This window comes from Streptomyces sp. DSM 120436 (genome assembly GCF_055778765.1).
The window spans coordinates 869,390-896,101 of sequence record NZ_JBSKBS010000002.1; the positions used below are offsets into that span (position 1 = coordinate 869,390).

Sequence of the window (26,712 nt, forward strand, 5' to 3'; positions counted from 1 at the left end):
TACGCTGGGCGGATGCCGGTCAGAGTGCTCCTCGTGGACGACGAACCCCTGGTGCGCGCCGGGCTCCGGGCCGTGCTGGAGGCGCAGCCGGACATCGAGGTCGCCGGGGAGGCGGCCGACGGGGCTGCGGTGATCCCGCTGGTGCGGCGGCTGCGGCCGGACGTGGTCGCCATGGACGTGCGGATGCCGCTGCTGGACGGCATCGAGGCCACGCGCGCGCTGCTGCGGACGGTGTCCGGCCCGCCGAAGATCCTCGTGGTGACCACCTTCGAGAACGACGAGTACGTGTACGAGGCGCTGCGCGCCGGGGCCGACGGGTTCCTGCTGAAGCGGGCCCGGCCCGCGGAGATCGTGCACGCGGTGCGGTTGATCGCCGCGGGCGAGTCGCTGCTGTTCCCCGCCTCGGTGCGGCGACTGGCGGCCGAGTACGGCGACGGCGGCGGGAACCGCGCGGCCCGCGCCGTGCTGGAGCGCGCCCGGCTGACCGAACGGGAGGGCGAGGTGCTGCGGCTGATGGCGCGTGGACTGTCGAACGCGGAGATCGCCGCGCGGCTGGTGGTCGGCGCCGAGACGGTGAAGACGCACGTGAGCGCCGTGCTGGCGAAGCTGGGGGCGCGGGACCGGACGCAGGCGGTGATCACGGCGTACGAGTCGGGGTTCGTGGCGCCGGGCTGAGCGGGCCGCGCCGGGACCGGGTGCGCCGCCCGGTGGTCGCCGGGGTGAACCGCGCCGAGTACGATCCGCCCCACACACGCACGAGCTGGGAGGACGGACGGTGGGGCGGCTGACCGGCGGGGATCCCTCGCTGCTGCGGAGGATCAACTCCGCCGTGGTGCTGCACGCGTTGCGGGCCACGGACTGCGCGACGCTGACCGAGGTGACCCGGGTGACGGGACTGTCCCGGCCGACCGTCGAGGGCGTCGTGGAGGGTCTGATCGAGGCGGGCCTGGTCGTGGAGGCGGCGGCCGGCGAGGGCGCCGCACGGCGTCAGGGCCGCCCGGCGCGGCGGTTCCGCTTCCGGGCGGAGGCGGGGCACCTGCTGGGCCTGGAGATCGGTGTGCACCGGGTGGCCGCGCTGCTGGCGGACCTGGACGGCCGGGTGATCGGCGCGGAGGTGCGGGACGCGGACGAGACGGTCGAGGCCGACGAGCGGCTCGACCGGCTGCGGACGGCCGTCGCGGAGCTGCTGCGGCGGGCCGGGGTGGCGCGCGGCTCGCTGCGGGCGGTCGGTGTGGGCACGCCGGGGATCGTCGACGTGGACGGCACGGTGCGGCTGGGCACGGCGCTGCCGGGCTGGACGGGGCTGCGCCTCGGCGCGCGGCTCAGCCGCTCCTTCACCTGCCCGGTGCTGGTGGAGAACGACGCGAACGCGGCGGTGGTCGCGGAGCACTGGAAGGGCTCGGCGAAAGGCCGCGACGACGTGGTGTTCGTGCTGGCCGGGCTGAGCCCGGGGGCCGGTTCGCTGATCGGGGGGCGGCTGCACCGCGGGTACGGCGGGGCGGCCGGCGAGATCGGGGCGCTGCACCTGCTGGGCCGTGAGGCGACGCCGGAGACGCTGCTGTCCACCACGGACGAGCCGCTGCACCCGCTGGACGAGCAGGCCGTCGCCCAGGTGTTCGCGCGGGCCCGCGAGGGCGACCAGCGGGCCCTGGCGGCGATGGACCGGTTCATCCGGCGGCTGGTCCACGACGTGGCGGCACTGGTGCTGGCGCTCGACCCGGAACTGGTCGTGATCGGAGGCTGGGCGGCCGGGCTGGACGGGGTGCTGGAGCCGCTGCGGCGCGAGCTGGCCCGCTACTGCCTGCGCCCGCCGGAGGTCACCCTGTCGCTGCTGGGCGAGGCGGCGGTGGCGACGGGCGCGGTGCGGCTGGCTCTCGACCATGTCGAGGAGCAGCTCTTCGCCGTGGAGGGCACGGTGACGGCCCGCCGCTGACGGGCGCGCCGCGGGGCGGGCCCCACGGCGCGTCGACGGTCCGTCAGGAGGCCCGGCGCTCAGGACGCCTGGCGCTGCGGGCCGTGGTGTATCTCGACACCGCCGAAGTCGCCGAAGGTCAGGCGGCAGGTGTCCGCGCGGTAGGTGGCCACCGAGAGGGCGGCGGTGCGGCCGCGGGCGAGGTAGCGGGTGGTGACGACGAGGACGGGGGCGCCGGGCAGGCGGTCCAGTTCCTTCGCCTCGTCCGCGCCGGCCGAGCCGAGCTCCACGGCGTTCTCCTGGCGCTCCAGCGTCAGGCGCTGCAGTTCGCGCAGGACCGCGCGGGCGCGCGCCGCGCCGGAGGGGGCGTCGATGCCGGAGAGGTCGGGCACCGAGGCGGCCGGGACGTACAGCAGCTCGGACGCGACGGGCTGACCGCGGGAGACGCGGGAGCGCCGCACGATGTGCACGGCCTCGTCGCTGCCGGTCGCCAGGCGCTCGGCGAGGGCGGCGGACGGCGCCTCGAACCGGCAGTCCACGGGGTGCCACGCGTCGTCCGGGCCGCCGGGCCAGGCGTGCTGCTCGCTGCCGACGGGGACGCCCATGCGCGGCGGGGCGACGGTGGTGCCCACCCCGCGGCGGCGCTGCAGCCTGCCTTCCAGTTCGAGCTGTTCCAGGGCCTGCCGGAGCGTGGCGCGCGCGACGCCGAAGCGGGCGGCCAGGTCGCGCTCGTTGGGCAGGATCTCACCCACGGCGAACTCCGAGTCCAGCGCCTCGCTGAGCACGGTCTTCAGATGCCAGTACTTCGGTTCCGGCACCGATTCCAGCTGCGTGGTCCCCACCCTGTCCTCCACGATCGCCGTGTCCGGCGGCGTTTTAACGCCCTTGTTTATTAAAGGTTGTTTCACTTCTACGCGACGATAAGGGGGCCACCGGACTTGGTCAATACCAATCGACGCCGTGCCGGAGGCCAGGTCGCGCCGCGCGGCGCGCGCACGACGGACCGGACGCCGCCGGGCCGGCCGCCCTCCCCGGTCGGCGGGCGTGCCGGTCTACCCGTCGGTAGCAATTGCTGACAAGCTGTCTACGACGTCGGGCGCGACGTCCCTTCCGCGCATCCGTTCCACGAGTCCGACCGAGGAGCACCTCATGTCCGCGACCGTCACCTACAAGGTCACCTCCCCCCGAGGCCCGCAGGCCGTGACCCTGTCCTACGTGCGCGTGGGACGCGGGGCGCCGCTGCTCCTGCTGCACGGCATCGGCCATCACCGGCAGGCCTGGGACCCGGTGGTGGACATCCTGGCCACCGAGCGCGAGGTGATCGCCGTGGACCTGCCGGGCTTCGGCGCCTCGCCCGCCCTGCCCGACGGCCTCGACCACGACCTGCCCACCATGACCACCGCCCTCGCCGGCCTGTGCGAGGCGCTGGAACTGGACCGGCCGCACGTCGCCGGCAACTCCCTCGGCGGTCTGCTGGCCCTGGAGCTCGGGCGGGCGCGGCTGGTCCGGTCGGTGACGGCGCTGTCGCCCGCGGGCTTCTGGACGCAGGCCGAGCGGACGTACGCCTTCACCGTGCTGTCCGCCATGCGCGGGATCGCGGAGCGGATGCCGGAGCGGCTGGTCGAGAGCCTGGCCCGGTCCGCGGCCGGGCGGGCGGCCCTGACCAGCACGATCTACGCCCGCCCCGGGCGCCGCGCCCCCGAGGCGGTGGTCGCCGAGACGCGTGCGCTGGCCGAGGCGCCCGGTTTCGCCCGCACCCTGCGGGCGGGCGGCGCCGTGCAGTTCACCGAGGACGTGCCGGGTGTTCCGGTGACGGTGGCCTGGGGGTCGCGGGACCGTCTGCTGATTCCGCGGCAGGGCGTGCGCGCGAAGCGGATCATTCCGCGGGCGCGGTTGGTCCGGCTGCCCGGGTGCGGGCATGTGCCGATGAACGACGATCCGGCGCTGGTGGCGCGGGTGCTGCTGGACGGCAGTCGCTGACGGCGTGCGGGGGTGCGGGACGTGGGGCGGTGGCCCGCTGCGGGCCGGTGGGGCTTGACACGCGGTTTCCCCGCACCCCTGAGGGGCGTTGTTCACCCGGGGTTCGTGCGCGTGCCGTCGCGTCGGCGTAGGTGTGGGGACGCACACTGACCGGATCCCGGCCCCGGAGGCGTATTCATGGCACACCGTCCGTTCCCCGCACGCCGTTCCGTGCTGAAGGGCTCGCTGGCCGCTTCGGCGGGGCTGGCCCTGCCCCCGCTGGGCTCCGCGCCCGCCTTCGCCCGGTCGGGGCGTCCGGCGGCCGAATGGGGCGTCCAGACGGGGGACGTCACCCGTGACTCCGCGCTGGTGTGGGTGCGGTCGGACCGCCCGGCGCGGATGATCGTCGAGACCTCGGCCACGGAGTCCTTCCGCACCGTCCGCCGCCTGCACGGCCCGTTGATCGGCCCCGGCACCGACTTCACCGGCACCACCCGGCTGCGCGGGCTGCCCCCGGGCGAGCGGATCCACTACCGGGTGCTGCTGGCCGACCCCGACGACCCGCGCCGCACGAGCGCGCCGGTCGCCGGCGCCTTCCGCACCGTGCCGGACCGGCGCCGGGACGGGGTGCGGTTCGTGTGGTCGGGCGACCTGGCGGGACAGGGCTGGGGCATCAACCCGGCGTTCGGCGGCTACCGCATCTTCGACGCGATGGCCCGGATCGACCCGGACTTCTTCCTGTTCAGCGGGGACACCATCTACGCCGACGGCCCCATCGCGGCGACCGCCGAACTGCCGGACGGCAGCCTCTGGCGGAACATCACCACCGAGGAGAAGTCCAAGGTCGCGGAGACCCTCGCGGAGTTCCGCGGCAACTTCCGCTACAACCTGCTGGACGAACACCTGCGCCGGTTCAACGCCCGCGTCCCGTCCGTCGTCCAGTGGGACGACCACGAGGTGCGCAACAACTGGTACCCGGGGCAGCGGATCGCGGACACGGACACCCGGTACACCGAGAAGAGCGTCGACGTGCTGGCGGCCCGCGCCCGGAGGGCGTTCGGCGAGTACTTCCCCGGTTCCACGCCGCGGCCCGGCGCCCGGGAGGGCCGGATGTACCGGGTGCTGCGGCAGGGCCCGCTGCTCGACGTGTTCGTGCTGGACATGCGGACGTACCGGAACCCCAACTCGCCCGGCGACCAGGCCGCCGACCCGCAGGGCATCCTGGGCCGGGAGCAACTGGACTGGCTGAAGCGGGAACTGGCGCGGTCGCGCGCGGTGTGGAAGGTGATCGCCGCCGACATGCCGATCGGCCTGATCGTGCCCGACACCACCGAGGGACACCCGCACGTCGAGGCGGTGGCGCAGGGCGACCCGGGGGCGCCGCTGGGACGCGAGCTGCAGATCGCCGAGCTGCTGCGGTTCGTCAAGCACCGGCGGATCACCGGCACGGTGTGGCTGACGGCCGACGTGCACCACACCTCGGCGCAGCACTACCAGCCCGCACGGGCGGCGTTCGGCGATTTCGAGCCGTTCTGGGAGTTCGTCTCCGGACCGCTCAACGCGGGTGCGTTCCCGGCCTCGGAGCTGGACGCGACGTTCGGCCCGGAGCGGGTGTGGGTGAAGGCGCCCACCGCCTCCAACGTCTCCCCCGCCGGGGGCTACCAGTTCTTCGGCGAGGTGGACATCGACGGCGGCAGCGGCGAACTGACCGTGCGGCTGCGGGACATGGACGGCACGGTGTTGTTCAGGAAGACGCTGCAGCCGGGCCTCGTCGGTCAGTAACGCTGCATTTCGGACAGAAGCGCGCTTTACCCGTCAGTCACAGTACGTTCGTGATCACGAAACACGATTCCTTCACAGTGACCGCATGAGTCGAGACATGTCTGAAGTGACGAACGACCGTGCCGGAGGGCGCGCGCCCCGCCGCTGGAACCCGCTGGCCCGTGCCGCGCGCCGCGGGGAGACCCTGCGCACATGGCGGACGCGCCGCCACGGCCACGCCCCGCCGGCGCACGATACCGGCGGCGCTCCGCCGCCGCCCGAGCCGGCGGCGGCCGGGAGCGCGCTGTGGCGGATGCGGACGACCGTGCGGGACGAGCCGGGCGCGCTCGCGGCCCTGTGCACGGCGCTGGCCGAGCGGCGGGTCGACATCCTCAGCCTGCAGACGCACCCGCTGGGCGCGCACACCGTCGACGAGTTCCTGCTGCGCGTGCCGGCCGGTACGGATCTCACCGCGGCGGTGGCGGCGGGCGGGGGCACGGACACCTGGGCCGAGCGGGCCGACGCCCACGACCTGGTGGACGGCCCGACCCGGATGCTCGGGCTGGCCGCCCGCACCGCGACCGACGCGTCCGAACTGCCGCTGGTGCTGCGCCAGTTGCTGGGGCGCTGCACGATCCGCTCCCAGCCCGCCGCGGCGGCCGGCACCGCGGCGCCCGTGCCGCCCGAGGGCGCCCTGGAGGGCACCGTGATCCGGCTGCGCGACCCGGAGGGGGGTGTGATCACGGCGGAGCGGCCGTATCTGCCGTTCACCCCGACGGAGTTCGCCCGTGCCCGGGCGCTGGTGGAGCTGGACGCCCGGCTCGGTCCGCGGCTGCCGCGCGGCCGTGACGTGCTGACGCTGTCCGAGGGCGGTCACGTCTGCGTGCGCCGGGCGGACACCGCCGACCTGGAGGCCGCGCGGGAGATGCACGAACGGTGCTCCACCGAGACGCTGCGGCGCCGGTACCACGGACCCGTGGACGACGCGAGCCGCTACCTCGACCACCTGCTCAGCCCGCGCTTCGGCCGCACGCTCGCCGCGCAGACCGCCTCCGGCCGCATCGTCGCCCTCGGCCACCTGCTGTGGGACGGCGACGAGACCGAGGTGGCGCTGATCGTCGAGGACGCGTGGCAGCGGCGGGGCATCGGCGCGGAGCTGCTGTCCCGGCTGGTGGGCATGGCGGTCGAGGCGGGCTGCGCCCACGTGTACGCCGTGACGCAGGCGTCCAACACGGGCATGGTCGCCGCGATGCGCGGCCTGGGCCTCCCCCTCGACTACCAGATCGAGGAGGGCACCCTGGTCATCACCGCCGGCCTGGACTCCACCCCGGTCCGGAGCACCCCGGCCCCCGGCGAGAGGGTCACCCGCCCCTGACCCCCACGGCGGAGGGCGGCCCGGCGCACGGCGCGTGCCGGGCCGCCCCCGTCCCCGCGGACCGTCTCCGCGGCAGCGCCCTAGCCCTGGGCCATGGCCTCCGTCCGGGCGGGCCGGTCGGCCGGCGTGCCCAAGGCCTGGTCGAGATCGGTCCAGAGGTCCTCGACGTCCTCCAGGCCGACCGAGAGGCGCAGCAGGCGGTCGGAGACGCCCGCGTCCCTGCGGTCGTCGGCGTCGACGATGCGGTGGCTGATGGACGCCGGGTGCTGGATGAGGGAGTCCACGCTGCCGAGGCTCACCGCCGGGGTGATCAGGCGGACGCCGGCGATCACCGCGTGCGGGTCGCCGTGGACCTCGAACGAGACCATCGCGCCGCCGATGCCCGGGTAGTGCACCCGGGCCACGCGCGGGTCCGCGGCCAGGCGGGCGGCGAGTCCGGCGGCGTTCGCGGACGCCGCCCTGACCCGGACCGGCAGGGTCGACAGGCCGCGCAGCAGCAGGTAGCCGGCCAGCGGGTGCAGCACCCCGCCGGTGGCGAACCGCACCTGTCGCAGCCGCCCGGCGAACTCCTCGTCGCAGGCCACCACGCCCGCCAGCACGTCACCGTGCCCGCCGAGGTACTTGGTGGCGCTGTGCAGCACCAGCCGCGCCCCGTGCTCGGCCGGACGCTGGAGGACCGGTGTGGCGAAGGTGTTGTCCACGAGCAGCGGCACCGAGCCGCAGGCGTGGGCGACCGCCCGCAGGTCGATCTCGGCCAGCGTGGGGTTGGCGGGCGACTCCACCAGCACCAGGCCGGTGTCCGGACGGAGCGCGTCGGCGACCCCGGCCGGGTCGCTCCAGGTGACCTCGGAGCCGAGCAGCCCGGCGGTCAGCAGATGGTCGCTGCACCCGTACAACGGCCGTACGGCGACGACGTGCCGCAGGCCCATCGAGCCGCGGGCCAGCAGGACGGCGCTGAGCGCGGCCATGCCGCTGGCGAAGGCGACCGCCGACTCGGTGCCCTCCAGGCGGGCGAGGGCGGTCTCGAAGCGGGCGACCGTGGGGTTGCCGAGCCGCCCGTAGACGGGTGGGCCGTCGGGTTCGGCGCCGGTCGTGGCGAAGGCGTCGACGCGGGCGGCCTCGGCCCGGCTGTCGTAGGAGGGGTAGGTGGTGGACAGGTCGATCGGCGGGGCGTGCAGTCCGAGTCCGGCGAGGTCGTCCCGGCCGGCGTGCACGGCCTCGGTGGCGAGTGCTCTGGTGGTGCGTCGCGTGTCCATGCCGTTGTCCATGGCGCTCAGGGTGAACACCGGCCGGTTCTGTGCGGCCGAACCCCGTGCTACGTTCGGCCGGTGACCGAATCCGTCGTACTGGATCCGGTGGATCTCCATCTGCTGCGGCTGTTGCAGAACGACGCCCGGACGACGTACCGGGATCTCGCCGCGCAGGTCGGGGTCGCGCCGTCGACCTGTCTGGACCGGGTGACCCGTCTGCGGCGCTCCGGCGTGATCCTCGGGCACCGTCTGCGACTGGACCCGGCCAAGCTCGGCCGGGGTCTGCAGGCGTTGCTGTCGGTGCAGGTGAGACCGCACCGGAGGGAGCTGGTGGGGCCGTTCGTGGAGCGGATCCGGGCGCTGCCGGAGTCGCTGACGGTGTTCCATCTGACCGGTCCCGACGACTATCTGGTGCATGTCGCGGTCGCCGACATGACGGATCTGCAGCGGCTGGTGCTGGACGAGTTCACCGCCCGGCGGGAGGTGGCGCGGGTGGAGACGCGGCTGATCTTCCAGCAGTGGGACTGCGGACCGGTCATGCCGCCTTCGCCCTCGGCTCAATCCACGTGACGCGCCGCGGACGTCGTACCAGGATGGTCCGCATGTCACGAACCAACAGCGCGCTTCCCCGTCAGGTCGCCGACGCCTACGTCGACGAGCTCATCGCCCTCGATCCGATCACCGGGACGTACCTCGGGGTCAAGGAGAGTTCCTCCCGGCTGCCCGATCTCTCCCCCGCCGGTCAGGAGGCGGTCGCCGAACTGCTCAGGACGACCCTCGCGCGGCTCGACGAGGCCGAGCGGCAGCCCGGCGCGGACAGCGGCGTCGAGCGCCGCTGCGCCCGGCTGCTGCGGGAGCGGCTGACCGCCGAGCTGGCCGTGCACGAGGCCGACGAGCACCTGCGCGCGGTGGGCAACCTGGGCACGGTCGCGCACGCGGTGCGCGAGGTGTTCACGGTGACTCCGGCAAGGACCGAGGAGGACTGGCGGGCGATCGCGGAGCGGCTGCGCGCGGTCCCGGCCGCGCTGGCCGGCTACCGGGAGTCCCTGGCGCTGGGCCTGGAGCGCAAGCTGTACGCGGCGCCGCGCCCCACGAAGACGTTCGTCGGACAGCTCGGCGAGTGGGCGGACACCGGCGAGGGCCGCGGCTGGTTCGAGGACTTCGCCGCCGCGGGCCCGCAGGCGCTGCGCGCGGAGCTGGACGAGGGCGCCCGCGCGGCGACCGCGGCCGTGGCGGAGCTGCGGGACTGGCTGCGGGACGTCTACGCCCCGGCGGTCGAGGGCGCGCCGAACACGGTGGGCCGGGAGCGCTACGCCCGCTGGTCCCGCTACTACAACGGCACCGACCTGGACCTGGACGAGGCCTACGCGTACGGCTGGTCCGAGTACCACCGGCTGCTCGGCGAGATGCGGAAGGAGGCCGAGAAGATCCTGCCGGGGGCGGGGACCCCGTGGGTGGCGCTGGCCCACCTCGACGAGCACGGCCGGCACATCGAGGGCGTGGACGAGGTCCGCGACTGGCTGCAGGGCCTGATGGACCAGGCGATCGACAGGCTCGACGGCACGCACTTCGACCTCGCCGAGCGCGTGCGCAAGGTGGAGTCGCGGATCGCCCCGGCGGGCAGCGCGGCGGCGCCGTACTACACGCAGCCGTCGGAGGACTTCTCCCGGCCGGGCTGCACCTGGCTGCCCACGATGGGGCTGACCCGCTTCCCGGTGTACGACCTGGTGTCCACCTGGTACCACGAGGGCGTACCCGGCCATCACCTCCAGCTGGCGCAGTGGGTGCACGTGGCGGAGGACCTCTCCCGCTACCAGGCCACCGTCGGCATGGTCAGCGCCAACTGCGAGGGCTGGGCGCTGTACGCGGAGCGGCTGATGGACGAGCTGGGCTTCCTCACGGACGCGGAGGAGCGGCTCGGGTACCTGGACGCGCAGATGATGCGGGCGACCCGGGTCATCGTCGACATCGGCATGCACCTGGAGCTGGAGATCCCCGCGGACTCGCCGTTCCACCCGGGCGAGCGGTGGACGCCGGAGCTGGCGCAGGAGTTCTTCGGCGCGCACAGCAGCCGCCCGGCGGACTTCGTGGAGAGCGAGCTGACGCGCTATCTGACGATCCCGGGACAGGCCATCGGCTACAAGCTCGGCGAGCGGGCCTGGCTGCTGGGCCGGGAGAAGGCCCGCGAGCGGCACGGCGACGCCTTCGACCTCAAGGCCTGGCACATGGCCGCGCTGTCCCAGGGGTCGCTGGGCCTGGACGACCTGGTGGACGAACTGGCGGCGTTGTGAGCCGGTTCAGCGCCGGAAGCCGCCCTCGGAGTCGATGACCTGGCCGGTGATCCAGCCCGCCTCGTCCGTGGCCAGCCACGCGAGGAGGCGGGCCGGGTCGTCGGGCATGCCCCAGCGCCCGGCGGGGAAGCACGCGGCGATCGCGTCGTAGGCCTCGCCGGTCAGGTAGTCGGTGTCCACGGGGCCGGGGTTGACGGTGTTCACGGTGACCGCGTGGTCGGCCAGCGCGGTCGCCAGGGAGCGGGTGATGGAGGCCAGGGCGCCCTTCTGGAGGGCGTAGGCGATCTCGCCGGGCATGCCGCCGGCGATGTCCTGCCCGGAGGTCATCATCATGACGCGTCCGCCCGGAGTGCCCGGCGGGAGCGCGGCGCGGTGCCGGGCGTGGGCCTGGACGAGCAGCAGCACGGAGCGGGTGTCGACGGCCCAGTGCGCGTCGAGCATGGCGGCGTCGACGGTGTCGAGGTCGCCGTCGGAGCCGCTGAGGGCGTGGTTGGCGACGAGGATGTCCAGGCGTCCGCCGAGCGCCTCGGCGGCGCGGGCGTGCAGGGCGGCCGGTTCCGCCGGGTCGCTGAGGTCGCCGGGGCCGGCGAGCACCCGCGCGTCCGGATCGCCGAGCGCCTCCCGCACGGACGCGGTGACGTCCTCGATCCGGTCGGCGCCCCAGGGCATGGCGGCGTCGTGCGGCACGTGATGGTGCAGATAGACACTGGCGCCGTACGCGGCCAGCCGGCGGGCCGCGGCATGGCCGATGCCGCCGCGCCGGCTCGCCCCGGTCACCAGGGCGGTGCGGCCCCGCAGCGGCAGGGGGTCACGGCGGAGTTCCTCGGGCGGGGGCGGGGGAAGCTTCGGCATGATCCCCATGATGGGTCGCGCCGCCGGTGAGGGCACGCGAATAACGGCGGGCGCCCGCGCGCCGGGGCGGCCGCCGGAGCGGCACCGGGGCCGGCCGGGCCCGAGGGCGGGACGGGCGTGGCCGGCGGCGTGCGGGCCGGGCCGCGTCGAACAGCACGACCGGGCCGGGCGCCCTCCAGCGCGTCTCCTGCTGCCGCCATGCGGTGGCCGGCGCGGCGGGGACGCGTGCCGGCAGGTCCTCCTCCGTGTGCCCGGCGACCCGGCGGACGACGACGGAGTGCTCGGGGAGGCGGGCGGTGGCGGCCGGTCCGTCGCCCAGGACGGAGGGCGGCGGCGGCCGAGGGACTCCGACCGGCCCGTCGGCCTCCCAGGGCCCGGTCGTGGTCCGAGGCGGTCTTCCCGCCGTCGGCTCCCGTCCGGAGGGCAGTACCGTCCCCGGCACCGCGTACGGCTCCATGGCGGCGGGGACCCGCCGCTCGACTCCCTTGCCGGACGACCGGGTTCAGCATCCGCACGCGTCCGTGTCCGCCAGGGAGGTCAGCGGGTCGGCGGCGCGGCGCTCCCGGCCCCGCGGGGCCTCGAACGCGTAGCCCTCGCGCACCCAGTACTCGAAGCCGCCGAGCATCTCCTTGACGCGGTACCCGAGTTCGGCGAGGGCGAGCGCGGCGCGGGCGGCCCCGTCGCAGCCCGGGCCCCAGCAGTACGTCACCACCGGCACGGCCGGGTCGAGGAGTTCCGCGGCCCGCTCGGGGATCCGCGCGGTGGGCAGGTGCAGGGCGCCGGGCACGCGGCCCTGGTCCCACGCCTCGGCCGAGCGGGAGTCCACCAGGACGAAACGGGGGTCCCCGCCGGACGCGAGGGCGGCGGCCACGTCGGCGACGTCGGTGTACAGGGCGAGGCTCGCGCGGAAGTGCGCGGCGGCCTCGGCCGGGGAGGCGGGGGCGACCCGCAGGACGGGGTTCACGGTGGTCGTCATGACGGAGAAACTACGGGCGCGGACGGCGGGCCTGAAGGGACGCATCCCGGTCCGGGGCTTGATCCGCCGGGGATTTCCCTGCTATTTCTCGGCGATGACCGAGTATTCCCCGGACGCCACCGACTGGCGCATCCTCGACGTCCTCCAGCGCGACGGACGGGCCGGCTACGCCGCACTCGCCCGCGCCGTGTCGATGTCCGCGAGCGCGGTCACCGAACGGGTGCGGCGGCTGGAGGAGGCCGGGATCATCCAGGGGTACGCGGCGGTGGTGGACCCGGAGCGGATCGGGCTGCCGGTCCTGGCGTTCGTCCGGCTGCGTTACCCGACCGGCAACTACAAGCCGTTCCACGACCTCGTCGCCGCCACACCGGAGATCCTGGAGGCGCACCACGTGACGGGCGACGACTGCTTCGTGCTGAAGGTCGCCGCGCGGTCGATGCGGCACCTGGAGGAGGTGTCGGGGCGGATCGGCGCGCTCGGTTCGGTGACCACCAGCGTGGTGTACTCCTCGCCGCTGCCGCGCCGTCCCGTGGGCCGGTGACCCGGCCGCCTCGTCACGTCCCGCGCTGGCGCAGCCGTGAGCCGGAGCGGCTCTTCTCCACCTCGAGCTGGGCGTGTACGCGGCGGCGCAGGTCGGGGACGTGGCTGACGATGCCGACGCTGCGGTCGCGTTCGCGCAGCGAGTCGAGGACGTCGAGCACCTCGTCGAGGGTCTGGTCGTCGAGGCTGCCGAAGCCCTCGTCGATGAAGAGCGTGTCCAGTCGCACCCCGCCCGCCTCGTCGGTCACCACGTCCGCGAGTCCGAGCGCGAGGGCGAGGGAGGCGAAGAACGTCTCGCCGCCGGAGAGGGTGGCGGTGTCGCGCTCCCGGCCGGTCCAGGCGTCCACCACGTGCAGTCCGAGGCCGCTGCGGCCGCGGCCGGTGCGGTCGTCGGAGTGGACGAGGGTGTAGCGGCCGGACGACATGCGGCGCAGCCGGACGGTCGCGGCGGCGGCGACCTGCTCCAGACGCGCGGCGAGCACGTACGACTCCAGGCGCATCCGGCGTTCGTTCTGCGCCGAGGTGCCCGCGGTGAGGGCGGCCATGCGGGCCACCCGGTCGTACTCCTCGCGCAGCGGTCCGAGCCGGCGCACGGAGGCGGCGGCGCGGGCGGAGAGCCGGTCGAGTTCGGCGCAGCGGCGGGCGGCGGCGTCGCGCGCGGAGGCCGCCTCGCGGACGGCGCGGTCGGCGTCCTCGGCGGCGCGCCGGGCGGCGGCGAGGTCGGCGGCCGGCTCGCGGGCGGCGGCCGCGGTCTCCGGTTCGGCGAGGACGGCGCGCACGGCGGCCTCCTCGTCGTGCCAGGCGTCCAGACGCCGTTGCAGCTCCTGGTGGGCGGTGTCGTCGAGGAGGGCGTCGGCGGCGGCCCGCGGGGTGTCGAAGCCCGCGCGGAAGGCGGCGTCGGCGAGCCGGGCGTCGGCGTCCTTGAGCCGCCGGGCGGCCTCCTCGGCGGCGCGGGCGGCGTCGGCGGCGTCGGTGAGCAGCGCGACCTCGCGTTCGAGCTGCCCGGCGCGTGCCGCCACGCTGGGGGCGTCTCCCCGCGCGTGAACCAACTCCGTCTCCAGAGCGGCGCGTTCGAGGTCGATGCGGTCCCGGTGACCGACGCGGGCGGCGGCGCGGACCGCCGCGTCGCGCTGGGCTGCCGTGCGCAGTTCGTGCTCGCGTTCGGCGGCGCGCAGCTCCTCCTGGGCGGCGTGCAGGGCGGAGGCGGCCTCCCGCGCCCGTGCGTACTCCCGCTCCGCCTCGTCGAGTTCGCGGGCGAGCTGTTCGGCCGGGGTGTCCCCGGCCCCGGCGCCCGCCGCGGCCAGCTCCTCGCGGACGGCGGCGAGCCGCTGCTCGGCCTCGGCGCGCCGCTCCTCCGCGCGCTGGTGGCCGGCGAGGGCGCGCTCCTCGGTCTCGCGGTCGACGTGTCCTGCGACCCTGCGGGCCGGGGCGGGGTGTTCGGTGGCGCCGCAGACCGCACAGGGGGCGCCGTCGGTGAGGCCGGCGGCCAGCTCGGCGGCGATGCCGCCCAGCCGCTGCTCCTTGAGGTCGAGCCAGTGCTGCCGGGCGGCGAGGGCCTCGTCGCGGGCGGCGCGGGCCTGGTCGGCGGCCGTCTCGGCGTCCCGGGTGAGGCGGTCCCGCGTCCGGGCGGCCGCCAGGCGGTGGCGGGCGGTGTCGCGCCGTCCCGCGAGTTCCGCGGCCCGGGCCGCGGCCTGCTGGGCGGTCGCGATGCGGTCCTGGAGGGCGGCGCGGGTGGCCTCCCAGCCGTCGAGCCAGGCCTCGGCGTCCTCGCGGACCTCCTCGTCGGCGCGTTCCTGGCGGTCGAGGCCGGCCCGTTCGTCGAGGAGTTCGGTGAGGCGGCGCTCCGCGCGGCGGGCCGACCCCAGTCCGCCCAGTTCCTCGGCGGCGCGGCGGGCCGCCGCCGCGAGCCCGTCCGGGCCCGCGTCCGCGAGGGACGCGGGGAGCAGGGCGCGGGCGCGCTCCTCGGCGGCGGCGGCGCGGCGGTGCTCCGCGTCGGCGGAGTCCCGCAGCTCCAGGGCGGGGAGCACGGTCCCGGCCTTGCGGGCCCGCTCCATGCGGGCCCGGTCCTCGTCGTGGGCGCCGGACCGCTCCCGCAGCCGCTCGGCCCGCTCCCGCGCCTCGGCGTACCGGCGTTGCAGCCGGTGCCGTTCGCGTGCCGCGTCCAGGGCTCGGCCCGCCTCGGCGCGTACGGACTCGGCGGTGGCGAGCCGGCCGTGGGCGGCGGTGAGCTGTTCGCGCGCGGTGCTGCGGGCGACGGCGGCCGCGGTCAGCACGGCGTCGGCGAGGCCCGGTTCGCCGGGGGACAGCTCGGGGAGCTCCATGGCGTCGCCCGCGGCCTGCTGCATGCGGTGGGCGTCGGCGAGCAGGTCGGCGTCGCCGTCGCGCACCCGCGCCTCGGCGGCCCGGCGGCGGTCGGCGAGGCGCCTCTCCACCTCGGCGAAGCGGTGGGTGTCGAAGAGGCGGCCCAGCAGCTTGCCGCGGGCCTCGGCGTCGGCGCGCAGGAAGCGCGCGAAGTCGCCCTGCGGCAACAGCACCACCTGGCAGAACTGCTCCCGGCTCATGCCGAGCAGCTGAGTGATCTCCTCGCCGATCTCCTGGTGGGAGCGGCTGAGGTCCTTCCAGGCCCCCGTGGCGGCGTCGCGCTCCCGCAGCCAGGTCTGCGCCTTGTCGACGGTGGTGCCGGCGCCGCGCTTCTTCGGACGCTCCCACGGAGGCTGCCGGGTGATCTCCAGCCGGCGTCCGGCGACGGTGAGTTCGAGGGTGACGGAGGTGCGGGTGCCGGGCGCGGCGTGGTCGCTGCGCAAGGTCGTGCCCTGGCCGCCCTGGCGGGCGCCGGGGACGGAGCCGTAGAGGGCGTAGCAGACGGCGTCCAGGACGGAGGTCTTGCCGGCGCCGGTGGGGCCGTGCAGCAGGAACAGTCCGGCGGCGGACAGGGCGTCGAAGTCGACGCTCTGGGTGGTGCCGAACGGCCCGAAGGCGGTGATGTCCAGGCGGTGCAGTCTCATCGGACCCCCTCCCGCGCGGCCTGGTCGGCGCGGACGGCGTCGAAGGCGTCCCGCAGCACCGTGCGCTCGTGCGGGTCGGGCCCGGCGCCGCGGACGTGGGCGACGAAGTCCTCGGCGATCTGCTGGTCGTCGCGGCCGGCGAGGCGGCGGGCGTAGGACACGTCGGGGTCGTCCGGCGGGCGGTCCGGGTCGAAGACGAGGGCGAGGGTGTGCGGGAACCGCTCGGTGAGCCGGGCCATGGGGTCGGCGGGGCGGACCGGGTCGGTGAGGGTGGCCTCGACCCAGGCCTCCTCGTGCGGCGCGAGCGCGGGGTCGGCGAGCAGCTCCTCGAGGGTGCCGCGGACGCGGGCCAGGGGGCGCGGCACGGGGCAGTCGACGCGCTCGGCGGTGACGCTGCCGTCGGCGGCCAGGTCGACGAGCCACATGGACTTGCGGTGCCCCGCCTCGGAGAAGGAGTACGGCAGCGGGGAGCCGGAGTAGCGGACGCGGTCGGTGAGGGTCTGGCAGCCGTGCAGATGGCCGAGCGCCACGTAGTCGACGCCGTCGAACACGGCGGCGGGCACGGACGCGACGCCGCCGACGGCGATGTCCCGTTCGCTGTCACTCGGTTCGCCGCCGGTGACGAAGGCGTGGGCGAGGACGACGGAGCGGGTGCCGGACGGGCGGGCGGCGAGGTCGGCGCGCACCCGGTCCATGGCGGCGGCCAGCACCGCCTCGTGCCCGGCCCGTTCCACGCCGAACTCGTCCCGCACCAGGGCGGGCTCCAGGTAGGGCAGGCCGTAGAAGGCGACGTCCCCGTGCGCGTCGGGGAGCAGCACGGGGGTGCCGCAGGCGGAGGGTTCGGTGCGCAGGTGGATGCCGGCGCGGCCCATGAGCCCCGCGCCGACGCCGAGGCGGCGGGCCGAGTCGTGGTTCCCGGAGATCATCACCGTGGGCACGCCGAGGTCGGCGAGCCGGTGCAGCGCGTCGTCGAACAGCTCGACGGCGGCGAGCGGCGGAACGGCCCGGTCGTACACGTCCCCCGACACCACCACCGCGTCCACGTCGCGCTCGCGCGCGGTGTCGACGAGGTGGCCGATGAACTCGGCCTGGGCGCCGAGCATGCCGACGCGGTGGAAGGACCGGCCGAGGTGCCAGTCGGACGTGTGCAGAATTCTCAAGACGCCGCTCCGGCCTGCATGTCTCCCCTTACTCAGCCCCTGTGGTCGGCGCCGGACCGGCACGGTCCTCGTGGTCGGCGCCGGTCACGCCGGCGCCCGTCGGCACCTGATCCGTCACGGACCTCAGTCTGCCATCAGCGTCCGGGGTCGGACGGCCATGGGTGCCGGCCGTGCTCTGGACGGTGGAGCGGCCGAGCCACCCCGACGCCCACAAGGCCTCCGGCCTGAAGGAATCCGCCGCGGTCCGGGGCCGGCCGCCCCTCCCCTCCTTGCCTCCCTACGCACCCGACCTCGGTCCCGTGGAAGGAATCCGGTCCCTTCTACGTCGCGGCCGGCTCTCCCACGTCGCCTCCTCCACCCCCGAACGCGCTCCTGACAGTGATCGGGATCCGGCGCCACACGCTCCGTCGTCGGTCATGGTCGGCCGGGTGCCGGGGGTGTCGGCGGCAGGGCGCTCAGGGGATCGGCCCATCGGCTGAGATCAGCAGGCCCCGAGGTCTTCCCAGACACCCCACTCACCGGTGGTACCGGGCTGCTCGCCCCTCACCCACCACTTGGCGCGCCAGGTGTGTCCGCCGTAGGAGACGGTGTCGCCGCCGGTGTACACGCTGCCGGCGTTCCAGAGCGGCGCGGTGCAGTCGCCCGGCTCCCCGTCACCGCCGCCGTCACCGCCGCCGTCACCGCCGCCGTCACCGCCGCCGATGTTGACGTCGATGCAGGCGTAGAAGGCGTTGCCGGTGTCCGCCACGTTCCACACGGCAAGCACCTTCTGACGTCCGGTGAAGCCACCGAAGTTCACCTGGTGGCTGACATCGGCGGGAGGCTGGGCACGACGGCCGTCGAATTCGGCGATCTTCGTGTTGCCGATGAAGTACTGCCAGTTGGCAGTGGAGTGCCGTGCCGTGTGGTGCCAGTTGAAGGTGTGCGTACTGCCGACCGGTGTGACCCGCCAGCCCTTGCTGTCGTCGTCGAGCTCGGCGAACTGAGCGTTTCCGCCGCTGCAGCTGCGCAGGCCCTTCGGCCCTTCGACGCTCTGCGGCTCGTACTTGATCTGGCCGCAGTCGACGACGCCCGCGGCGCACTGGTCCTGTCGGCTGCCGGGGTCGGTCACCCAGCCGTGAGCGCCGGCCGTGCCCGCCGGGAGACTGACGGCGAGCAGAGGAGCTACCAGCGCTCCGATCGCGAAAGTCGCTTTCCTTTTCGTGTTCATGCCACTCCACTTCCTTCGATGCCGTCAGGGCGGTCGCCCGAGGGCGCGAACAGTGCCGGTCAGGTGTGACGCACATGCGCTGTGCCGTCGTGCCGCCCGGTCGGGCGGGACGGGCCGTGCGGGGACACCGGTGTCGCGGTGGACGCCACCGAGCGCGCACGACGCCGGCCACTCCGGCACGAACCCGGATAAGGTCTAGACCTTCCCTATGCAGGTCTAGACCTTAGCGGCGGATCGGATTCGGTCAAGGGGTCGCGCAAAGCGAACTGCCGGGCGGGCCGTCCCACTCGGGAGCCGCGCCCCGAGCCGGAACTTCTCTCCCTATTGGTCTAGACAAGGGCCCCGGCATGGTCCACTGTTCGACTGCCACGCCCCGGCCACCCTCGACGGTGCCGGGCCCACCCGGCCGTGATCCGCGCCATGCACCGGCCGAGTGGCGCACCGGGCGAGCATTCGCCCACGCCCCAGCCCGACGCGGGCCACCCGCCGGGCATCGCCCGGACCAAGGCGCCCGAGCACCAGGGCCAGTCATCGCCGCCCCACCGCGCCACCGCTTCCTCGAGATCGCCGCGCGAGACAAAGGAGACAGACCGATGAAAGCGCTGGACAGAAGCAGAGAGCAGATGATCGGACTTTTCAGGATCGTCCTGGGACTGCTGTTCGCCTGTCACGGAGCCGCCACCTTGTTCGACATCCTGGGCGGTCCGCACGGAGCGAAGCCCGACTTCGCCGCGTGGCCCGACTGGTGGGCCGCCGCCATCCAACTGCTCGGCGGCACACTGGTCCTGTGCGGCCTCGGGACCCGGACCGCGGCTGTCCTGTGCTCCGGATCCATGGCATACGCCTACTTCGTCGTGCACCAGCCCCATGCGGTCCTCCCCATCGAGAACGGCGGTGAGGCGGCGGTCATGTTCTGCTGGTCCTTCCTGCTCATCTCCGCCCTCGGGCCCGGCCGTTGGACCTTGGCAAGCCTCCTCGCCCACCGGGGAGGGCGACGCGGCCGGACGGCGGCGACAACGTGACCGTCCCGAAGAGGCCCCCACGTGGTTTCCGGCGCCCGGTTCGGTGCAGCCGGTGAGGTCCTCGGCGGTGGGGCGGAGCCGACGCTGACGGCGGCAGCGGGCAGGACGGCTGCGCACAGTCGATCTGCCGCGATGCCCACGGTGTCGCGTTCGTCGTCGGCCGCCCCTCCTCCGTGCCGGACGGACCGCCCGCGCAACGGCGTATGCGGTCGGCTCGCGCCGCCGGAAGACGCATAACGCCGGGCAGAGGGCGGAACAGGAGGTCCCCGGACCGCCTGGTCGCCCTTACGGTTACCTGCCATCACCATGGAGCGCCGGCGGCTGCCGGCCCTGCGGCGGCGGGAGCGCATGCCGGTTCCACACGCCCCGTACGCGTGATGCGCAGTCCAGCCCTCCGCTTCCACTCCGCCGAGAGACGAGGATCCCCATGCCCCCCACCAGCCCCTCTCCCGACGAGCCGGGCGGCATCAGCCGCAAGAACCTGTTACGTGCGGCCATGGCCGCCGGCGCGGCCGTCCCGCTCCTCGCCACCGGCGGCATGGCCCTGGCCCGTGACGCGGTCCGCCCCGCCGGCGCCGGTGCACTCACACCGACTCCGGAGTGCGACGACGGGGACGACCTGACACCGGACCAGATGGAGGGTCCGTACTTCAAGCCGAACTCGCCTCTGCGCACCAGCCTGGTGACGGCGGGGACGGCCGGCACGCCTCTGACGGTGAGCGGTTACGTCTTCGGCCGCAACTGCGTCCCGCTGTCCGGCGTGCTTCTGGACTTCTGGCAGGCAGACGACGCCGGCGCATACGACATGACCGGTTTCGCCTTCCGCGGGCACCAGTTCACCGACTCCACCGGCGCCTTCGGTCTCACGACGATCGTGCCCGGTCTCTACCCGGGCCGCACCCGGCACCTCCACGTGAAGGCCCAGGCCCCCGGCGAGCCGGTGCTGACCACACAGCTCTACTTTCCTGGCGAGCCCCGCAACGCCACGGACACGATCTACGATCCCGCGCTCCTGATGCATGTGCGCGGCGCGGGCAACGGCAGGCGGGGCGCCTTCGATTTCGTTCTGGACGTCGACGGTGTTCCGGGCGGTGGTTCCCCCACCCCGACCGGCCCGCCGAGCGGCGCCTGGGCGGCCGGCAGGAGCTACGCCTCCGGCAACGTGGTGACCTACGACGGGTCCTCCTACCGCTGCCTGCAAGCCCACACGTCCATGGCCGGCTGGGAACCGCCGAATGTCCCCGCCCTCTGGGCTCGGACGTAGGTGCGCTCAGGCCGGGGAGCAGGCTCCACCGGACGGGTCCGGCCCTCCTCGGCGGCCCGGGACGGCCTCGGGGACGGTTCCCGCGGCGAGGGACGGCGTCGCTCCGACGGCCAGGGGCCGATCAGCGCACCCGGCGTCTCCGGCAGCGCGGGCGGTTGTTCCCGTACCGCCCGTCACGTCCCGGTTCCGCCCGTCGCCGCCCGGAGAGGTGGATGCGCGCGGGGCGTCAGGCGTCCCCGTAGGCCTCCCCGCCCAGGTCGAGGCGTGCGGTGCCGGAGGTGACGTCGGCGAGCCAGGCGCGGAAGGCGTCCACGTCGGCGTCGGGGAGGCCGATCTCGAGGGTGACCTCCTCGCCGTAGCGCACGTCGCGCACCTCGCGGCCGGTGGAGCGCAGGTCGTTCTGCACCTTTCCCGCCCTCTGGTGGTCGACGGTGACGGTGGCCAGCCGGAAGCGGCGCCGGGTGATCGTGCCGAGGGCGTCCAGGGCCTCGCCGACCGAGCCGCCGTAGGCGCGGATGAGGCCGCCCGCGCCGAGTTTCACGCCGCCGAAGTAGCGGGTGACGACGGCGACGACGTAGCGCATGTCGCGGCGCAGCAGCATCTGCAGCATGGGGACGCCGGCGGTGCCGCCGGGCTCCCCGTCGTCGCTGGCCTTCTGGACGGAGGCGTCCGCGCCGATGACGTACGCCCAGCAGTTGTGGGTGGCGTCGGCGTGCTCCTTGCGGACGGCGGCGATGAAGTCCTGAGCCTCCCGCTCGGTGGCCGCCGGGGCGAGGGCGCACAGGAAGCGGGAGCGGTTGATCTCGGTCTCGTGCACACCCGCGCGGGCCACGGTGCGGTACTCGTCCTGCATCCGGCCAGCCTATGCGGCTCCCGTCAGCGACTGCCGCGCGGGACGGTGAGCGAGGTGAGCAGGGCGCCTGCGAGGGCCAGCTCGCGCCGGGAGGCGCCGCGCCGGTCGGGCACCGCGATCGCGGAGGCGGGGAACGTGGCGCGGACCCGGTCCAGGGTGTCGTCGAGGCCGTCGGAGGCGAGGGCCGGCACGAGGTCCTCCAGCCCCGGGTTGTGGCCGACGAACAGCAGCGTCTCGGCCTCGGCGGGCGCTTCGCGGATCACGTCCAGCAGGCCGGGGACGTCCGCGTGGTGGAGGCGCGGGTCGAGCCGGACCGGCGGGGACGTGCCCCACTGCCCGGCGGCCGGCTCCCCGGTGCGGCGGGCGCGGACGGCCGCGGAGCACAGGGCCGGGCCGGGCAGGCGGTCCATGGCGGCGAGGGCCCGCCCGGCGGCGGGTGCGTCCCGGCGGCCGGCGGGCGCTTCGCGGATCACGTCCAGCAGGCCGGGGACGTCCGCGTGGTGGAGGCGCGGGTCGAGCCGGACCGGCGGGGACGTGCCCCACTGCCCGGCGGCCGGCTCCCCGGTGCGGCGGGCGTGGACGGCCGCGGAGCACAGGGCCGGGCCGGGCAGGCGGTCCATGGCGGCGAGGGCCCGCCCGGCGGCGGGTGCGTCCCGGCGGCCGGCGGGCGCCCGTGGCCGGCGGGCGCCTTCCGGCCGGGCGGACCTGGCGTGCCGCAGCACGACCAGCCGGCGCAGCGGTCCCGCCGCCGCACGCTCGATCATGCGGGGGTTCCGAGGTCGCGGGCGAGGTCGAGGCCGAGCAGCCGGTCGGCGTAGGCGTAGGTCTCGAAGCGGGCGCCGTCCGCCGGGCCGGGGTCGGTCTCCAGCGCGCGGAGCACCCCGAGCACCCCGGCCGTGTCCAGATCGCCCTCCCACGCGCCGCGCAGGTCGGCGCGCACCTCGTCGGGCACGGGCCGGGAGGGCCGCCGCGCCCAGTCGGCGACCGCGCCCCGCCAGCGGCCGAGGGTGTCGCCGGCCTCCGCCAGGGCGTCCGCGTCGATCCGCACGGGCGCGCTCCTCGGGTGCGCGAGCAGGGCGAGGCGCAGGGCGGCCTGGTCGGCCTCGACCGGCGGGACCGGCGCCGCCCAGGTGACGGGGGCGACGGCGACCCGTACGCCGTCGGGTTCCGCGCCGTCCTCGTCCACGACGTGCAGCACCTGTGCCTCGCCGAGCCCGGCGGCGCCCTCGCCGTCCTCGAAGGGCCGGACCCCGAGGGCGGTGGCCGCCGCACGCAGCTCCTCGTGCTGCCGTTCGGCGGAGAGCAGCGCCCACACCGGCGTGCCGCCGAGTTCCAGGGCGCGCACGAGCAGGTCGGCGGCCAGCAGCACGCGCAGGCCGGTCGGGTCGAGGCCCGGTGGGTGGGCCTCGACCCGGGTCAGGCCCCGGCGGGCGGGGGCGGCGGCCACGAGCTCGCCGGTTCGGGCGTCGGTGATGCGCAGCACGAGGCGAGCGTAGGCATACGAGCGGGCACACGCAGGTATCTCGCACGCTTTTCACGCCGTCGCCTGCCCGGCGCCGCCCGTCGTGGCAGGCGCGCGGCGCCGGGAATCACCGTGCCGTGCGCCGGGTTGTGCAGGACACCAGCTCATTCCAGACCCACGGGAGGCCGACGGTGTACGGCGACGATGCGACGGTCCGCGAGATCCTCACCGAGTCCGGTGACACCTGGGCCGTGGTCGGCCTGTCCGCCAACCGGCAGCGCGCCGCGTACGGGGTCGCGCAGGTGCTCCAGCGGTTCGGCAAGCGCGTGGTGCCGGTGCACCCGAAGGCGGAGACGGTGCACGGGGAGCAGGGGTACGCCTCGCTCGCGGACATCCCCTTCGAGGTGGACGTGGTGGACGTGTTCGTCAACAGCGACCTGGCGGGCGCGGTGGCGGACGAGGCGGTGGCCAAGGGCGCCAAGGCCGTGTGGTTCCAGCTCGGGGTGGTCGACGAGGCGGCGTACGAGCGCACGCGTGCGGCGGGGCTGGAGATGGTGATGGACCGCTGCCCCGCGATCGAGATTCCCCGGCTCGGTCCCCGCGAGGCCTGAGCTCCCCGCGAGGCCTGAGAAAAGCAGCGGTCACGCCAGTGCCGCACGGACGGGCGGGGTGACGCCGTGAGGGCGAGGGCACACGGCGCGTACTGAACACCCGGACGGTCGTGGCCCGTCGGCTCAGGCCGCGGGCCTGCCGAGGCCCTCCAGCACGACCGCCCCCGGCAGGTCCGCGAAGGCCTTGCCCGGAACCAGCAGCTTCCCGCGCCGCCGCCCGCTGCCGACCAGCACGTACGGCAGGTCCACGACGGCCGCGTCCACCAGCACCGGCCAGCTCTCGGGCAGTCCGACGGGGGTGATGCCGCCGTACTCCATGCCGGTCTCCCCCGTCGCCGTGTCCATGGGCGCGAAGGACGCCTTGCGGACGCCGAGGTGGCGGCGCACCACCCCGTTCACGTCGGCGCGGGTGGTGGACGGCACGAGGCACGCGGCGAGCGTGGTCTCGCCGCCGCGCCTGCCCGCCACCACCACGCAGTTCGCCGACCGCTCCAGCAGGTCACGGCCGTAGTGCTCGACGAAGACGGCGGTGTCGGCCCACCGCGGGTCGGTCTCGACGTAGAGGATCCGGTCGGCGGGGACGCTCCCGCTCCAGGCGCGGACCGCGGCCGCGACGGGGGCGGTCAGCTCGTCGAGGCAGTCGGGGGCGGGGGTGGCGTGGTCGAAGTCTCCGATGGGTGCGCGCATGGCGGCACGGTAACAGCGGGCGGGGCGGCCGTCGGAGCGCGTCTCACTGCACGGGCGGCACCGACACCGTCATGATCATCTCGACGGGTCCGTCGCCCGCGTTGCCGTACGTGTGGGGCGCGTTCGCCTCGAAGGAGGCGCTGGCGCCGGCCGGCACCCGGTGCTCCTCCCCGTCGACGGTGAGCGTCAGCTCCCCGGCCGTGACGTGGAGGAGTTCGACCGTGCCCTCGGGGTGCGGGTCGGAGTCGCTGCTCTCCCCCGGCATCAGCCGCCACCGCCACATCTCCAGCGGGCCGAGGGCCTCGGTGCCGGTCAGCAGCCGGCTGTAACTGCCGCGCTCGGTGGACCACAGGCGGACCGTCCGGTCGGCGGGGACGATCCGGACGTTCGGGCCGCGCTCGTAGTCGAGCAGGGTGGGCACGCTGACGCCGAGCGCGTCGCCGATCTTGACGATCGTGCCGATGCTCGGGTTGGTGCGCGCCTGCTCGATCTGGATGAGCATGCCGCGGCTGACGCCCGCCCGGGCCGCGAGCATGTCCAGGGTGAAGCCGCGCTCGGTGCGCCAGCGCTTGACGTTGCGCGCCAGCGACCGGGTCAGCAGGTCGAGGTCCGCCACATTCCGTCCGTTCGACAATCCGGATGACCGGGGCCGGACCGTGCGACTGCGGTGCGGTGTACCCGGTCGTTCACCGCACTGTACTGCGAGGCCGCGGCCGGGAAGGCGCGGGCCTCAGGCGCCCGGTTCCGCCTCGGCCAGCCGCGCGGCGCCGTTCGCCTCGTGCCGGGCGAGGCGGGCGGCGCTCTCCTCGTCCAGCCCGGCGAGGCGGGCGGCGCTCTCCTCGTCGAGTCCCGACAGCGCCCGCAGCTGATCGGGCGTGATGTCGTCGGGGATCGGCACGGGCGGCGGGGTGCGCAGCGGCGGCTGCCAGCCCTCGTCGGGCGTCCAGCGGCGGACGACCCGGGCGGGCGCGCCCGCGACCACGCAGTGGTCCGGCACCTCGCCGCGGACGACCGCGCCCGCGGCCACCACCACGTTCCGCCCGACGCGGGCGCCCGGCAGGATCACCGCGCCGGTGCCGATCCAGCAGCCGGGGCCGATCTCCACCGGCTCCATCCGCGGCCACTGCTTGCCGATGGGCTGGTCCGGGTCGTCGTAGGAGTGGTTGGTGGAGGTGACGTAGACGTACGGGCCGAAGTAGCAGTCGCTGCCGATGGTCACCGTGGTGTCGGCGATGACGTGGCTGCCGCGGCCGAGGACGACGCCGTCGCCGATGCGCAGGATCGGGTCGGGGCCGAGGTCGAGGCCGGGCATCAGGCCCGCGGTGAGGGTGACCTGCTCCCCGACGATGCAGTGCGCGCCGATCCGGATCCAGGGCTCGCCGAAGACGGTGCCGAGCGGGAAGGCGAGCCTGGTACCCGTTCCCATCGCGCCGAACCGGAAGCGGCCGGGGTGTTCCGCGGTCACCGAGCCCGTGCGCTGCGCCCAGGCCCAGCCCGCGTGGACCGCGCGCTGGGCGAGGCGACGCGGCCAGGACGAGAACGTGTTCTTGCGCTTCGGCACCCGCTCACCGTAGTCCGCGGGCGCGACGGGGACGGCCCGGCGCCCCTGTGATCTTCACCCCACGGGTGTGGCGTACGGTTCCCCCGACATCCGACGAGGAGGCGACGATGACGCACCAGGCCTTGATCACCGGCATCGGCGGCAGGGAGCCGCGGATCGACGAGGGGGTGTTCGTGGCGCCCACGGCGAGCGTGATCGGGGACGTGACGCTGCACGCCGGGGCGAGCGTCTGGTACGGGGCGGTGCTGCGCGGCGACGTGGAGTCGATCACGGTGGGCGCCGACAGCAACGTGCAGGACAACTGCACCCTGCACGCCGACCCCGGGTTCCCGGTCACCGTGGGCGAGCGGGTCTCCGTCGGGCACAACGCGGTGGTGCACGGGGCGACCGTCGAGGACGACTGCCTGATCGGCATGGGCGCGACCGTGCTGAACGGCGCCGTGATCGGCGCGGGCTCCCTGGTCGCCGCGCAGGCGCTGGTGCCGCAGGGCATGCGGGTGCCGCCGGGCTCCCTGGTCGCGGGGGTCCCGGCGAAGGTACGGCGGGAGCTGACGCCGGAGGAGCGCGAGGGGCTGACGCTCAACGGCACGATGTACGCGGAGCTGGCGAAGGCCCACCGGGACCGGCACGGGGGCTGACGCGGCCCGCGCCCCCTCCCGGGCCGCGTCACAGCCCCTCGTCCGGACGGGTCCCTCCTGGTCCCGGCCCCCGCCGCCCCCACCGGGGCCGTGTCGCCCCCCGGGCCGCCCGGCTCGTCCGAGCCGCCCGGTCCTTGTGAGGACGCGCAGTGGGCCCGGGGCACGGTCGGGAAGCCCCCGGGTGTGGGAGGCCCCGTCCGTTCAGGATCGGTAAGGGCCGTATGCCGTGCCGCTGGGGCCGGTCGGCCCATGGGAGCGGCGCGCGGACCGGAGCGACTCTGGAGGCAGCCAGTGGCCCACACGTCACGTCCGGGAGGCCCGCC

Annotated in this window: 26 protein-coding genes and 1 pseudogene; 13 read left to right on the forward strand and 14 right to left on the reverse strand. The window is 75.1% G+C overall.

Annotated elements, in window-relative coordinates:
• The first annotated feature begins 12 nt into the window (after positions 1 to 12).
• Both ACWH4W_RS25910 and ACWH4W_RS25915 read left to right on the forward strand, forming a co-directional pair.
• Entirely contained in the window at positions 13 to 675 is a 663-nt protein-coding gene (locus tag ACWH4W_RS25910) for a response regulator transcription factor (RefSeq protein WP_473078259.1), read from the forward strand.
• Between the two features lie 100 nt (positions 676 to 775).
• On the forward strand, positions 776 to 1,933 hold the full coding sequence (locus ACWH4W_RS25915) for an ROK family protein (RefSeq protein WP_473078260.1): 1,158 nt from the start codon (positions 776 to 778) through the stop codon (positions 1,931 to 1,933).
• A gap of 59 nt (positions 1,934 to 1,992) precedes the next feature.
• Here the strand turns inward: ACWH4W_RS25915 and ACWH4W_RS25920 are convergent, their stop codons facing one another.
• Positions 1,993 to 2,754 (reverse strand): GntR family transcriptional regulator, encoded by a 762-nt coding sequence (locus ACWH4W_RS25920; protein ID WP_473078261.1) that lies wholly within the window; start codon positions 2,752 to 2,754, stop codon positions 1,993 to 1,995.
• Between the two features lie 307 nt (positions 2,755 to 3,061).
• Here ACWH4W_RS25920 and ACWH4W_RS25925 point away from each other — a divergent pair, with 307 nt between their 5' ends.
• From ACWH4W_RS25925 to ACWH4W_RS25935, 3 genes are all read left to right on the forward strand, one after another.
• A complete protein-coding gene (locus ACWH4W_RS25925) occupies positions 3,062 to 3,892 on the forward strand; it encodes an alpha/beta fold hydrolase (protein WP_473078262.1) in 831 nt (276 codons plus the stop codon).
• Positions 3,893 to 4,069: 177 nt separating this feature from the next.
• The gene (locus tag ACWH4W_RS25930; protein ID WP_473078263.1) at positions 4,070 to 5,653 is read left to right on the forward strand and encodes an alkaline phosphatase D family protein; all 1,584 of its coding nucleotides are present in this window, start codon (positions 4,070 to 4,072) and stop codon (positions 5,651 to 5,653) included.
• 97 nt (positions 5,654 to 5,750) lie between these two features.
• Entirely contained in the window at positions 5,751 to 7,007 is a 1,257-nt protein-coding gene (locus ACWH4W_RS25935; RefSeq protein ID WP_473078264.1) for a GNAT family N-acetyltransferase, read from the forward strand.
• A gap of 80 nt (positions 7,008 to 7,087) precedes the next feature.
• Here ACWH4W_RS25935 and ACWH4W_RS25940 read toward each other — a convergent pair whose 3' ends face one another.
• A complete protein-coding gene (locus tag ACWH4W_RS25940; RefSeq protein WP_473079263.1) occupies positions 7,088 to 8,275 on the reverse strand; it encodes a trans-sulfuration enzyme family protein in 1,188 nt (395 codons plus the stop codon).
• Between the two features lie 60 nt (positions 8,276 to 8,335).
• On the opposite strand from ACWH4W_RS25940, the gene ACWH4W_RS25945 reads away from it, so the two are divergent.
• Both ACWH4W_RS25945 and ACWH4W_RS25950 read left to right on the forward strand, forming a co-directional pair.
• The gene (locus tag ACWH4W_RS25945; protein WP_473078265.1) at positions 8,336 to 8,827 is read left to right on the forward strand and encodes an Lrp/AsnC family transcriptional regulator; all 492 of its coding nucleotides are present in this window, start codon (positions 8,336 to 8,338) and stop codon (positions 8,825 to 8,827) included.
• Positions 8,828 to 8,859: 32 nt separating this feature from the next.
• Entirely contained in the window at positions 8,860 to 10,548 is a 1,689-nt protein-coding gene (locus ACWH4W_RS25950) for a DUF885 domain-containing protein (protein ID WP_473078266.1), read from the forward strand.
• A 6-nt stretch (positions 10,549 to 10,554) separates the two neighbouring features.
• Here the strand turns inward: ACWH4W_RS25950 and ACWH4W_RS25955 are convergent, their stop codons facing one another.
• Genes ACWH4W_RS25955 through ACWH4W_RS25965 form a run of 3 tightly spaced genes read right to left on the reverse strand, consistent with a single transcriptional unit; the run spans position 10,555 to position 12,376 of the window.
• Positions 10,555 to 11,400 carry an SDR family oxidoreductase gene (locus ACWH4W_RS25955; protein ID WP_473078267.1) on the reverse strand — a complete coding sequence of 282 codons (846 nt, stop codon included), beginning with the start codon at positions 11,398 to 11,400 and terminating at the stop codon, positions 10,555 to 10,557.
• On the reverse strand, positions 11,357 to 11,857 hold the full coding sequence (locus ACWH4W_RS25960; protein WP_473078268.1) for an Imm21 family immunity protein: 501 nt from the start codon (positions 11,855 to 11,857) through the stop codon (positions 11,357 to 11,359). The genes ACWH4W_RS25955 and ACWH4W_RS25960 overlap by 44 nt, the downstream gene beginning before the upstream one ends.
• A gap of 45 nt (positions 11,858 to 11,902) precedes the next feature.
• Entirely contained in the window at positions 11,903 to 12,376 is a 474-nt protein-coding gene (locus ACWH4W_RS25965) for a rhodanese-like domain-containing protein (protein WP_473078269.1), read from the reverse strand.
• Between the two features lie 94 nt (positions 12,377 to 12,470).
• On the opposite strand from ACWH4W_RS25965, the gene ACWH4W_RS25970 reads away from it, so the two are divergent.
• The gene (locus tag ACWH4W_RS25970; protein ID WP_473078270.1) at positions 12,471 to 12,917 is read left to right on the forward strand and encodes an Lrp/AsnC family transcriptional regulator; all 447 of its coding nucleotides are present in this window, start codon (positions 12,471 to 12,473) and stop codon (positions 12,915 to 12,917) included.
• Positions 12,918 to 12,930: 13 nt separating this feature from the next.
• On the opposite strand, the gene ACWH4W_RS25975 is transcribed toward ACWH4W_RS25970, so the two are convergent.
• Together ACWH4W_RS25975 and ACWH4W_RS25980 are read right to left on the reverse strand one after the other, a co-directional pair.
• Entirely contained in the window at positions 12,931 to 15,921 is a 2,991-nt protein-coding gene (locus tag ACWH4W_RS25975) for an AAA family ATPase (RefSeq protein ID WP_473078271.1), read from the reverse strand.
• On the reverse strand, positions 15,918 to 17,081 hold the full coding sequence (locus ACWH4W_RS25980; protein WP_473078272.1) for an exonuclease SbcCD subunit D: 1,164 nt from the start codon (positions 17,079 to 17,081) through the stop codon (positions 15,918 to 15,920). The genes ACWH4W_RS25975 and ACWH4W_RS25980 overlap by 4 nt, the downstream gene beginning before the upstream one ends.
• Before the next feature lie 203 nt (positions 17,082 to 17,284).
• On the opposite strand from ACWH4W_RS25980, the pseudogene ACWH4W_RS25985 reads away from it, so the two are divergent.
• A pseudogene (locus tag ACWH4W_RS25985) lies at positions 17,285 to 17,446 on the forward strand (IS630 family transposase); the annotation flags it as partial.
• A gap of 116 nt (positions 17,447 to 17,562) precedes the next feature.
• Here ACWH4W_RS25985 and ACWH4W_RS25990 read toward each other — a convergent pair.
• Positions 17,563 to 18,291 (reverse strand): lytic polysaccharide monooxygenase, encoded by a 729-nt coding sequence (locus tag ACWH4W_RS25990; RefSeq protein WP_473078273.1) that lies wholly within the window; start codon positions 18,289 to 18,291, stop codon positions 17,563 to 17,565.
• Between the two features lie 593 nt (positions 18,292 to 18,884).
• On the opposite strand from ACWH4W_RS25990, the gene ACWH4W_RS25995 reads away from it, so the two are divergent.
• Together ACWH4W_RS25995 and ACWH4W_RS26000 are read left to right on the forward strand one after the other, a co-directional pair.
• The gene (locus ACWH4W_RS25995) at positions 18,885 to 19,313 is read left to right on the forward strand and encodes a DoxX family protein (RefSeq protein ID WP_473078274.1); all 429 of its coding nucleotides are present in this window, start codon (positions 18,885 to 18,887) and stop codon (positions 19,311 to 19,313) included.
• 427 nt (positions 19,314 to 19,740) lie between these two features.
• Positions 19,741 to 20,577, forward strand: coding sequence for a carbohydrate-binding protein (locus ACWH4W_RS26000; RefSeq protein WP_473078275.1), 837 nt, complete (start codon positions 19,741 to 19,743; stop codon positions 20,575 to 20,577).
• A gap of 226 nt (positions 20,578 to 20,803) precedes the next feature.
• On the opposite strand, the gene ACWH4W_RS26005 is transcribed toward ACWH4W_RS26000, so the two are convergent.
• The 3 genes from ACWH4W_RS26005 to ACWH4W_RS26015 form a co-directional block, all read right to left on the reverse strand.
• Entirely contained in the window at positions 20,804 to 21,430 is a 627-nt protein-coding gene (locus ACWH4W_RS26005) for a YigZ family protein (RefSeq protein ID WP_473078276.1), read from the reverse strand.
• A 23-nt stretch (positions 21,431 to 21,453) separates the two neighbouring features.
• Positions 21,454 to 22,026 (reverse strand): SixA phosphatase family protein, encoded by a 573-nt coding sequence (locus ACWH4W_RS26010; RefSeq protein WP_473079264.1) that lies wholly within the window; start codon positions 22,024 to 22,026, stop codon positions 21,454 to 21,456.
• Between the two features lie 164 nt (positions 22,027 to 22,190).
• Complete coding sequence (locus ACWH4W_RS26015) at positions 22,191 to 22,913, reverse strand: hypothetical protein (protein ID WP_473078277.1); 723 nt, start codon at positions 22,911 to 22,913, stop codon at positions 22,191 to 22,193.
• A gap of 170 nt (positions 22,914 to 23,083) precedes the next feature.
• Between ACWH4W_RS26015 and ACWH4W_RS26020 the strand changes: the two genes are divergently transcribed.
• Positions 23,084 to 23,503 carry a CoA-binding protein gene (locus ACWH4W_RS26020; RefSeq protein ID WP_473078278.1) on the forward strand — a complete coding sequence of 140 codons (420 nt, stop codon included), beginning with the start codon at positions 23,084 to 23,086 and terminating at the stop codon, positions 23,501 to 23,503.
• A gap of 123 nt (positions 23,504 to 23,626) precedes the next feature.
• On the opposite strand, the gene ACWH4W_RS26025 is transcribed toward ACWH4W_RS26020, so the two are convergent.
• The 3 genes from ACWH4W_RS26025 to ACWH4W_RS26035 all read right to left on the reverse strand — a co-directional run bounded on the left by ACWH4W_RS26025 (position 23,627) and on the right by ACWH4W_RS26035 (position 25,751).
• Positions 23,627 to 24,190, reverse strand: a complete 564-nt coding sequence (locus ACWH4W_RS26025) for a YbaK/EbsC family protein (RefSeq protein WP_473078279.1) — start codon at positions 24,188 to 24,190, stop codon at positions 23,627 to 23,629.
• Positions 24,191 to 24,233: 43 nt separating this feature from the next.
• Positions 24,234 to 24,806: a helix-turn-helix domain-containing protein gene (locus tag ACWH4W_RS26030; RefSeq protein WP_473078280.1), complete on the reverse strand. Its 573-nt coding sequence runs from the start codon at positions 24,804 to 24,806 to the stop codon at positions 24,234 to 24,236.
• 114 nt (positions 24,807 to 24,920) lie between these two features.
• Positions 24,921 to 25,751, reverse strand: a complete 831-nt coding sequence (locus tag ACWH4W_RS26035; protein ID WP_473078281.1) for an acyltransferase — start codon at positions 25,749 to 25,751, stop codon at positions 24,921 to 24,923.
• A 107-nt stretch (positions 25,752 to 25,858) separates the two neighbouring features.
• Here ACWH4W_RS26035 and ACWH4W_RS26040 point away from each other — a divergent pair, with 107 nt between their 5' ends.
• Positions 25,859 to 26,389 (forward strand): gamma carbonic anhydrase family protein, encoded by a 531-nt coding sequence (locus ACWH4W_RS26040; RefSeq protein WP_473078282.1) that lies wholly within the window; start codon positions 25,859 to 25,861, stop codon positions 26,387 to 26,389.
• Positions 26,390 to 26,712: the final 323 nt, after the last annotated feature.

What these genes read in the sequence shown, in the direction of transcription:
- ACWH4W_RS25910 (WP_473078259.1), top strand. Translation starts at nt 13, where the DNA reads ATGCCGGTCAGAGTGCTCCTCGTGGACGACGAACCCCTGGTGCGCGCC.
- ACWH4W_RS25925 (WP_473078262.1), top strand. Translation starts at nt 3,062, where the DNA reads ATGTCCGCGACCGTCACCTACAAGGTCACCTCCCCCCGAGGCCCGCAG.
- ACWH4W_RS25930 (WP_473078263.1), top strand. Translation starts at nt 4,070, where the DNA reads ATGGCACACCGTCCGTTCCCCGCACGCCGTTCCGTGCTGAAGGGCTCG.
- ACWH4W_RS25935 (WP_473078264.1), top strand. Translation starts at nt 5,751, where the DNA reads ATGTCTGAAGTGACGAACGACCGTGCCGGAGGGCGCGCGCCCCGCCGC.
- ACWH4W_RS25940 (WP_473079263.1), bottom strand. Translation starts at nt 8,275, where the DNA reads ATGGACAACGGCATGGACACGCGACGCACCACCAGAGCACTCGCCACC.
- ACWH4W_RS25950 (WP_473078266.1), top strand. Translation starts at nt 8,860, where the DNA reads ATGTCACGAACCAACAGCGCGCTTCCCCGTCAGGTCGCCGACGCCTAC.
- ACWH4W_RS25955 (WP_473078267.1), bottom strand. Translation starts at nt 11,400, where the DNA reads ATGCCGAAGCTTCCCCCGCCCCCGCCCGAGGAACTCCGCCGTGACCCC.
- ACWH4W_RS25960 (WP_473078268.1), bottom strand. Translation starts at nt 11,857, where the DNA reads ATGGAGCCGTACGCGGTGCCGGGGACGGTACTGCCCTCCGGACGGGAG.
- ACWH4W_RS25965 (WP_473078269.1), bottom strand. Translation starts at nt 12,376, where the DNA reads ATGACGACCACCGTGAACCCCGTCCTGCGGGTCGCCCCCGCCTCCCCG.
- ACWH4W_RS25970 (WP_473078270.1), top strand. Translation starts at nt 12,471, where the DNA reads ATGACCGAGTATTCCCCGGACGCCACCGACTGGCGCATCCTCGACGTC.
- ACWH4W_RS25975 (WP_473078271.1), bottom strand. Translation starts at nt 15,921, where the DNA reads ATGAGACTGCACCGCCTGGACATCACCGCCTTCGGGCCGTTCGGCACC.
- ACWH4W_RS25990 (WP_473078273.1), bottom strand. Translation starts at nt 18,291, where the DNA reads ATGAACACGAAAAGGAAAGCGACTTTCGCGATCGGAGCGCTGGTAGCT.
- ACWH4W_RS25995 (WP_473078274.1), top strand. Translation starts at nt 18,885, where the DNA reads ATGAAAGCGCTGGACAGAAGCAGAGAGCAGATGATCGGACTTTTCAGG.
- ACWH4W_RS26000 (WP_473078275.1), top strand. Translation starts at nt 19,741, where the DNA reads ATGCCCCCCACCAGCCCCTCTCCCGACGAGCCGGGCGGCATCAGCCGC.
- ACWH4W_RS26005 (WP_473078276.1), bottom strand. Translation starts at nt 21,430, where the DNA reads ATGCAGGACGAGTACCGCACCGTGGCCCGCGCGGGTGTGCACGAGACC.
- ACWH4W_RS26025 (WP_473078279.1), bottom strand. Translation starts at nt 24,190, where the DNA reads ATGCGCGCACCCATCGGAGACTTCGACCACGCCACCCCCGCCCCCGAC.
- ACWH4W_RS26040 (WP_473078282.1), top strand. Translation starts at nt 25,859, where the DNA reads ATGACGCACCAGGCCTTGATCACCGGCATCGGCGGCAGGGAGCCGCGG.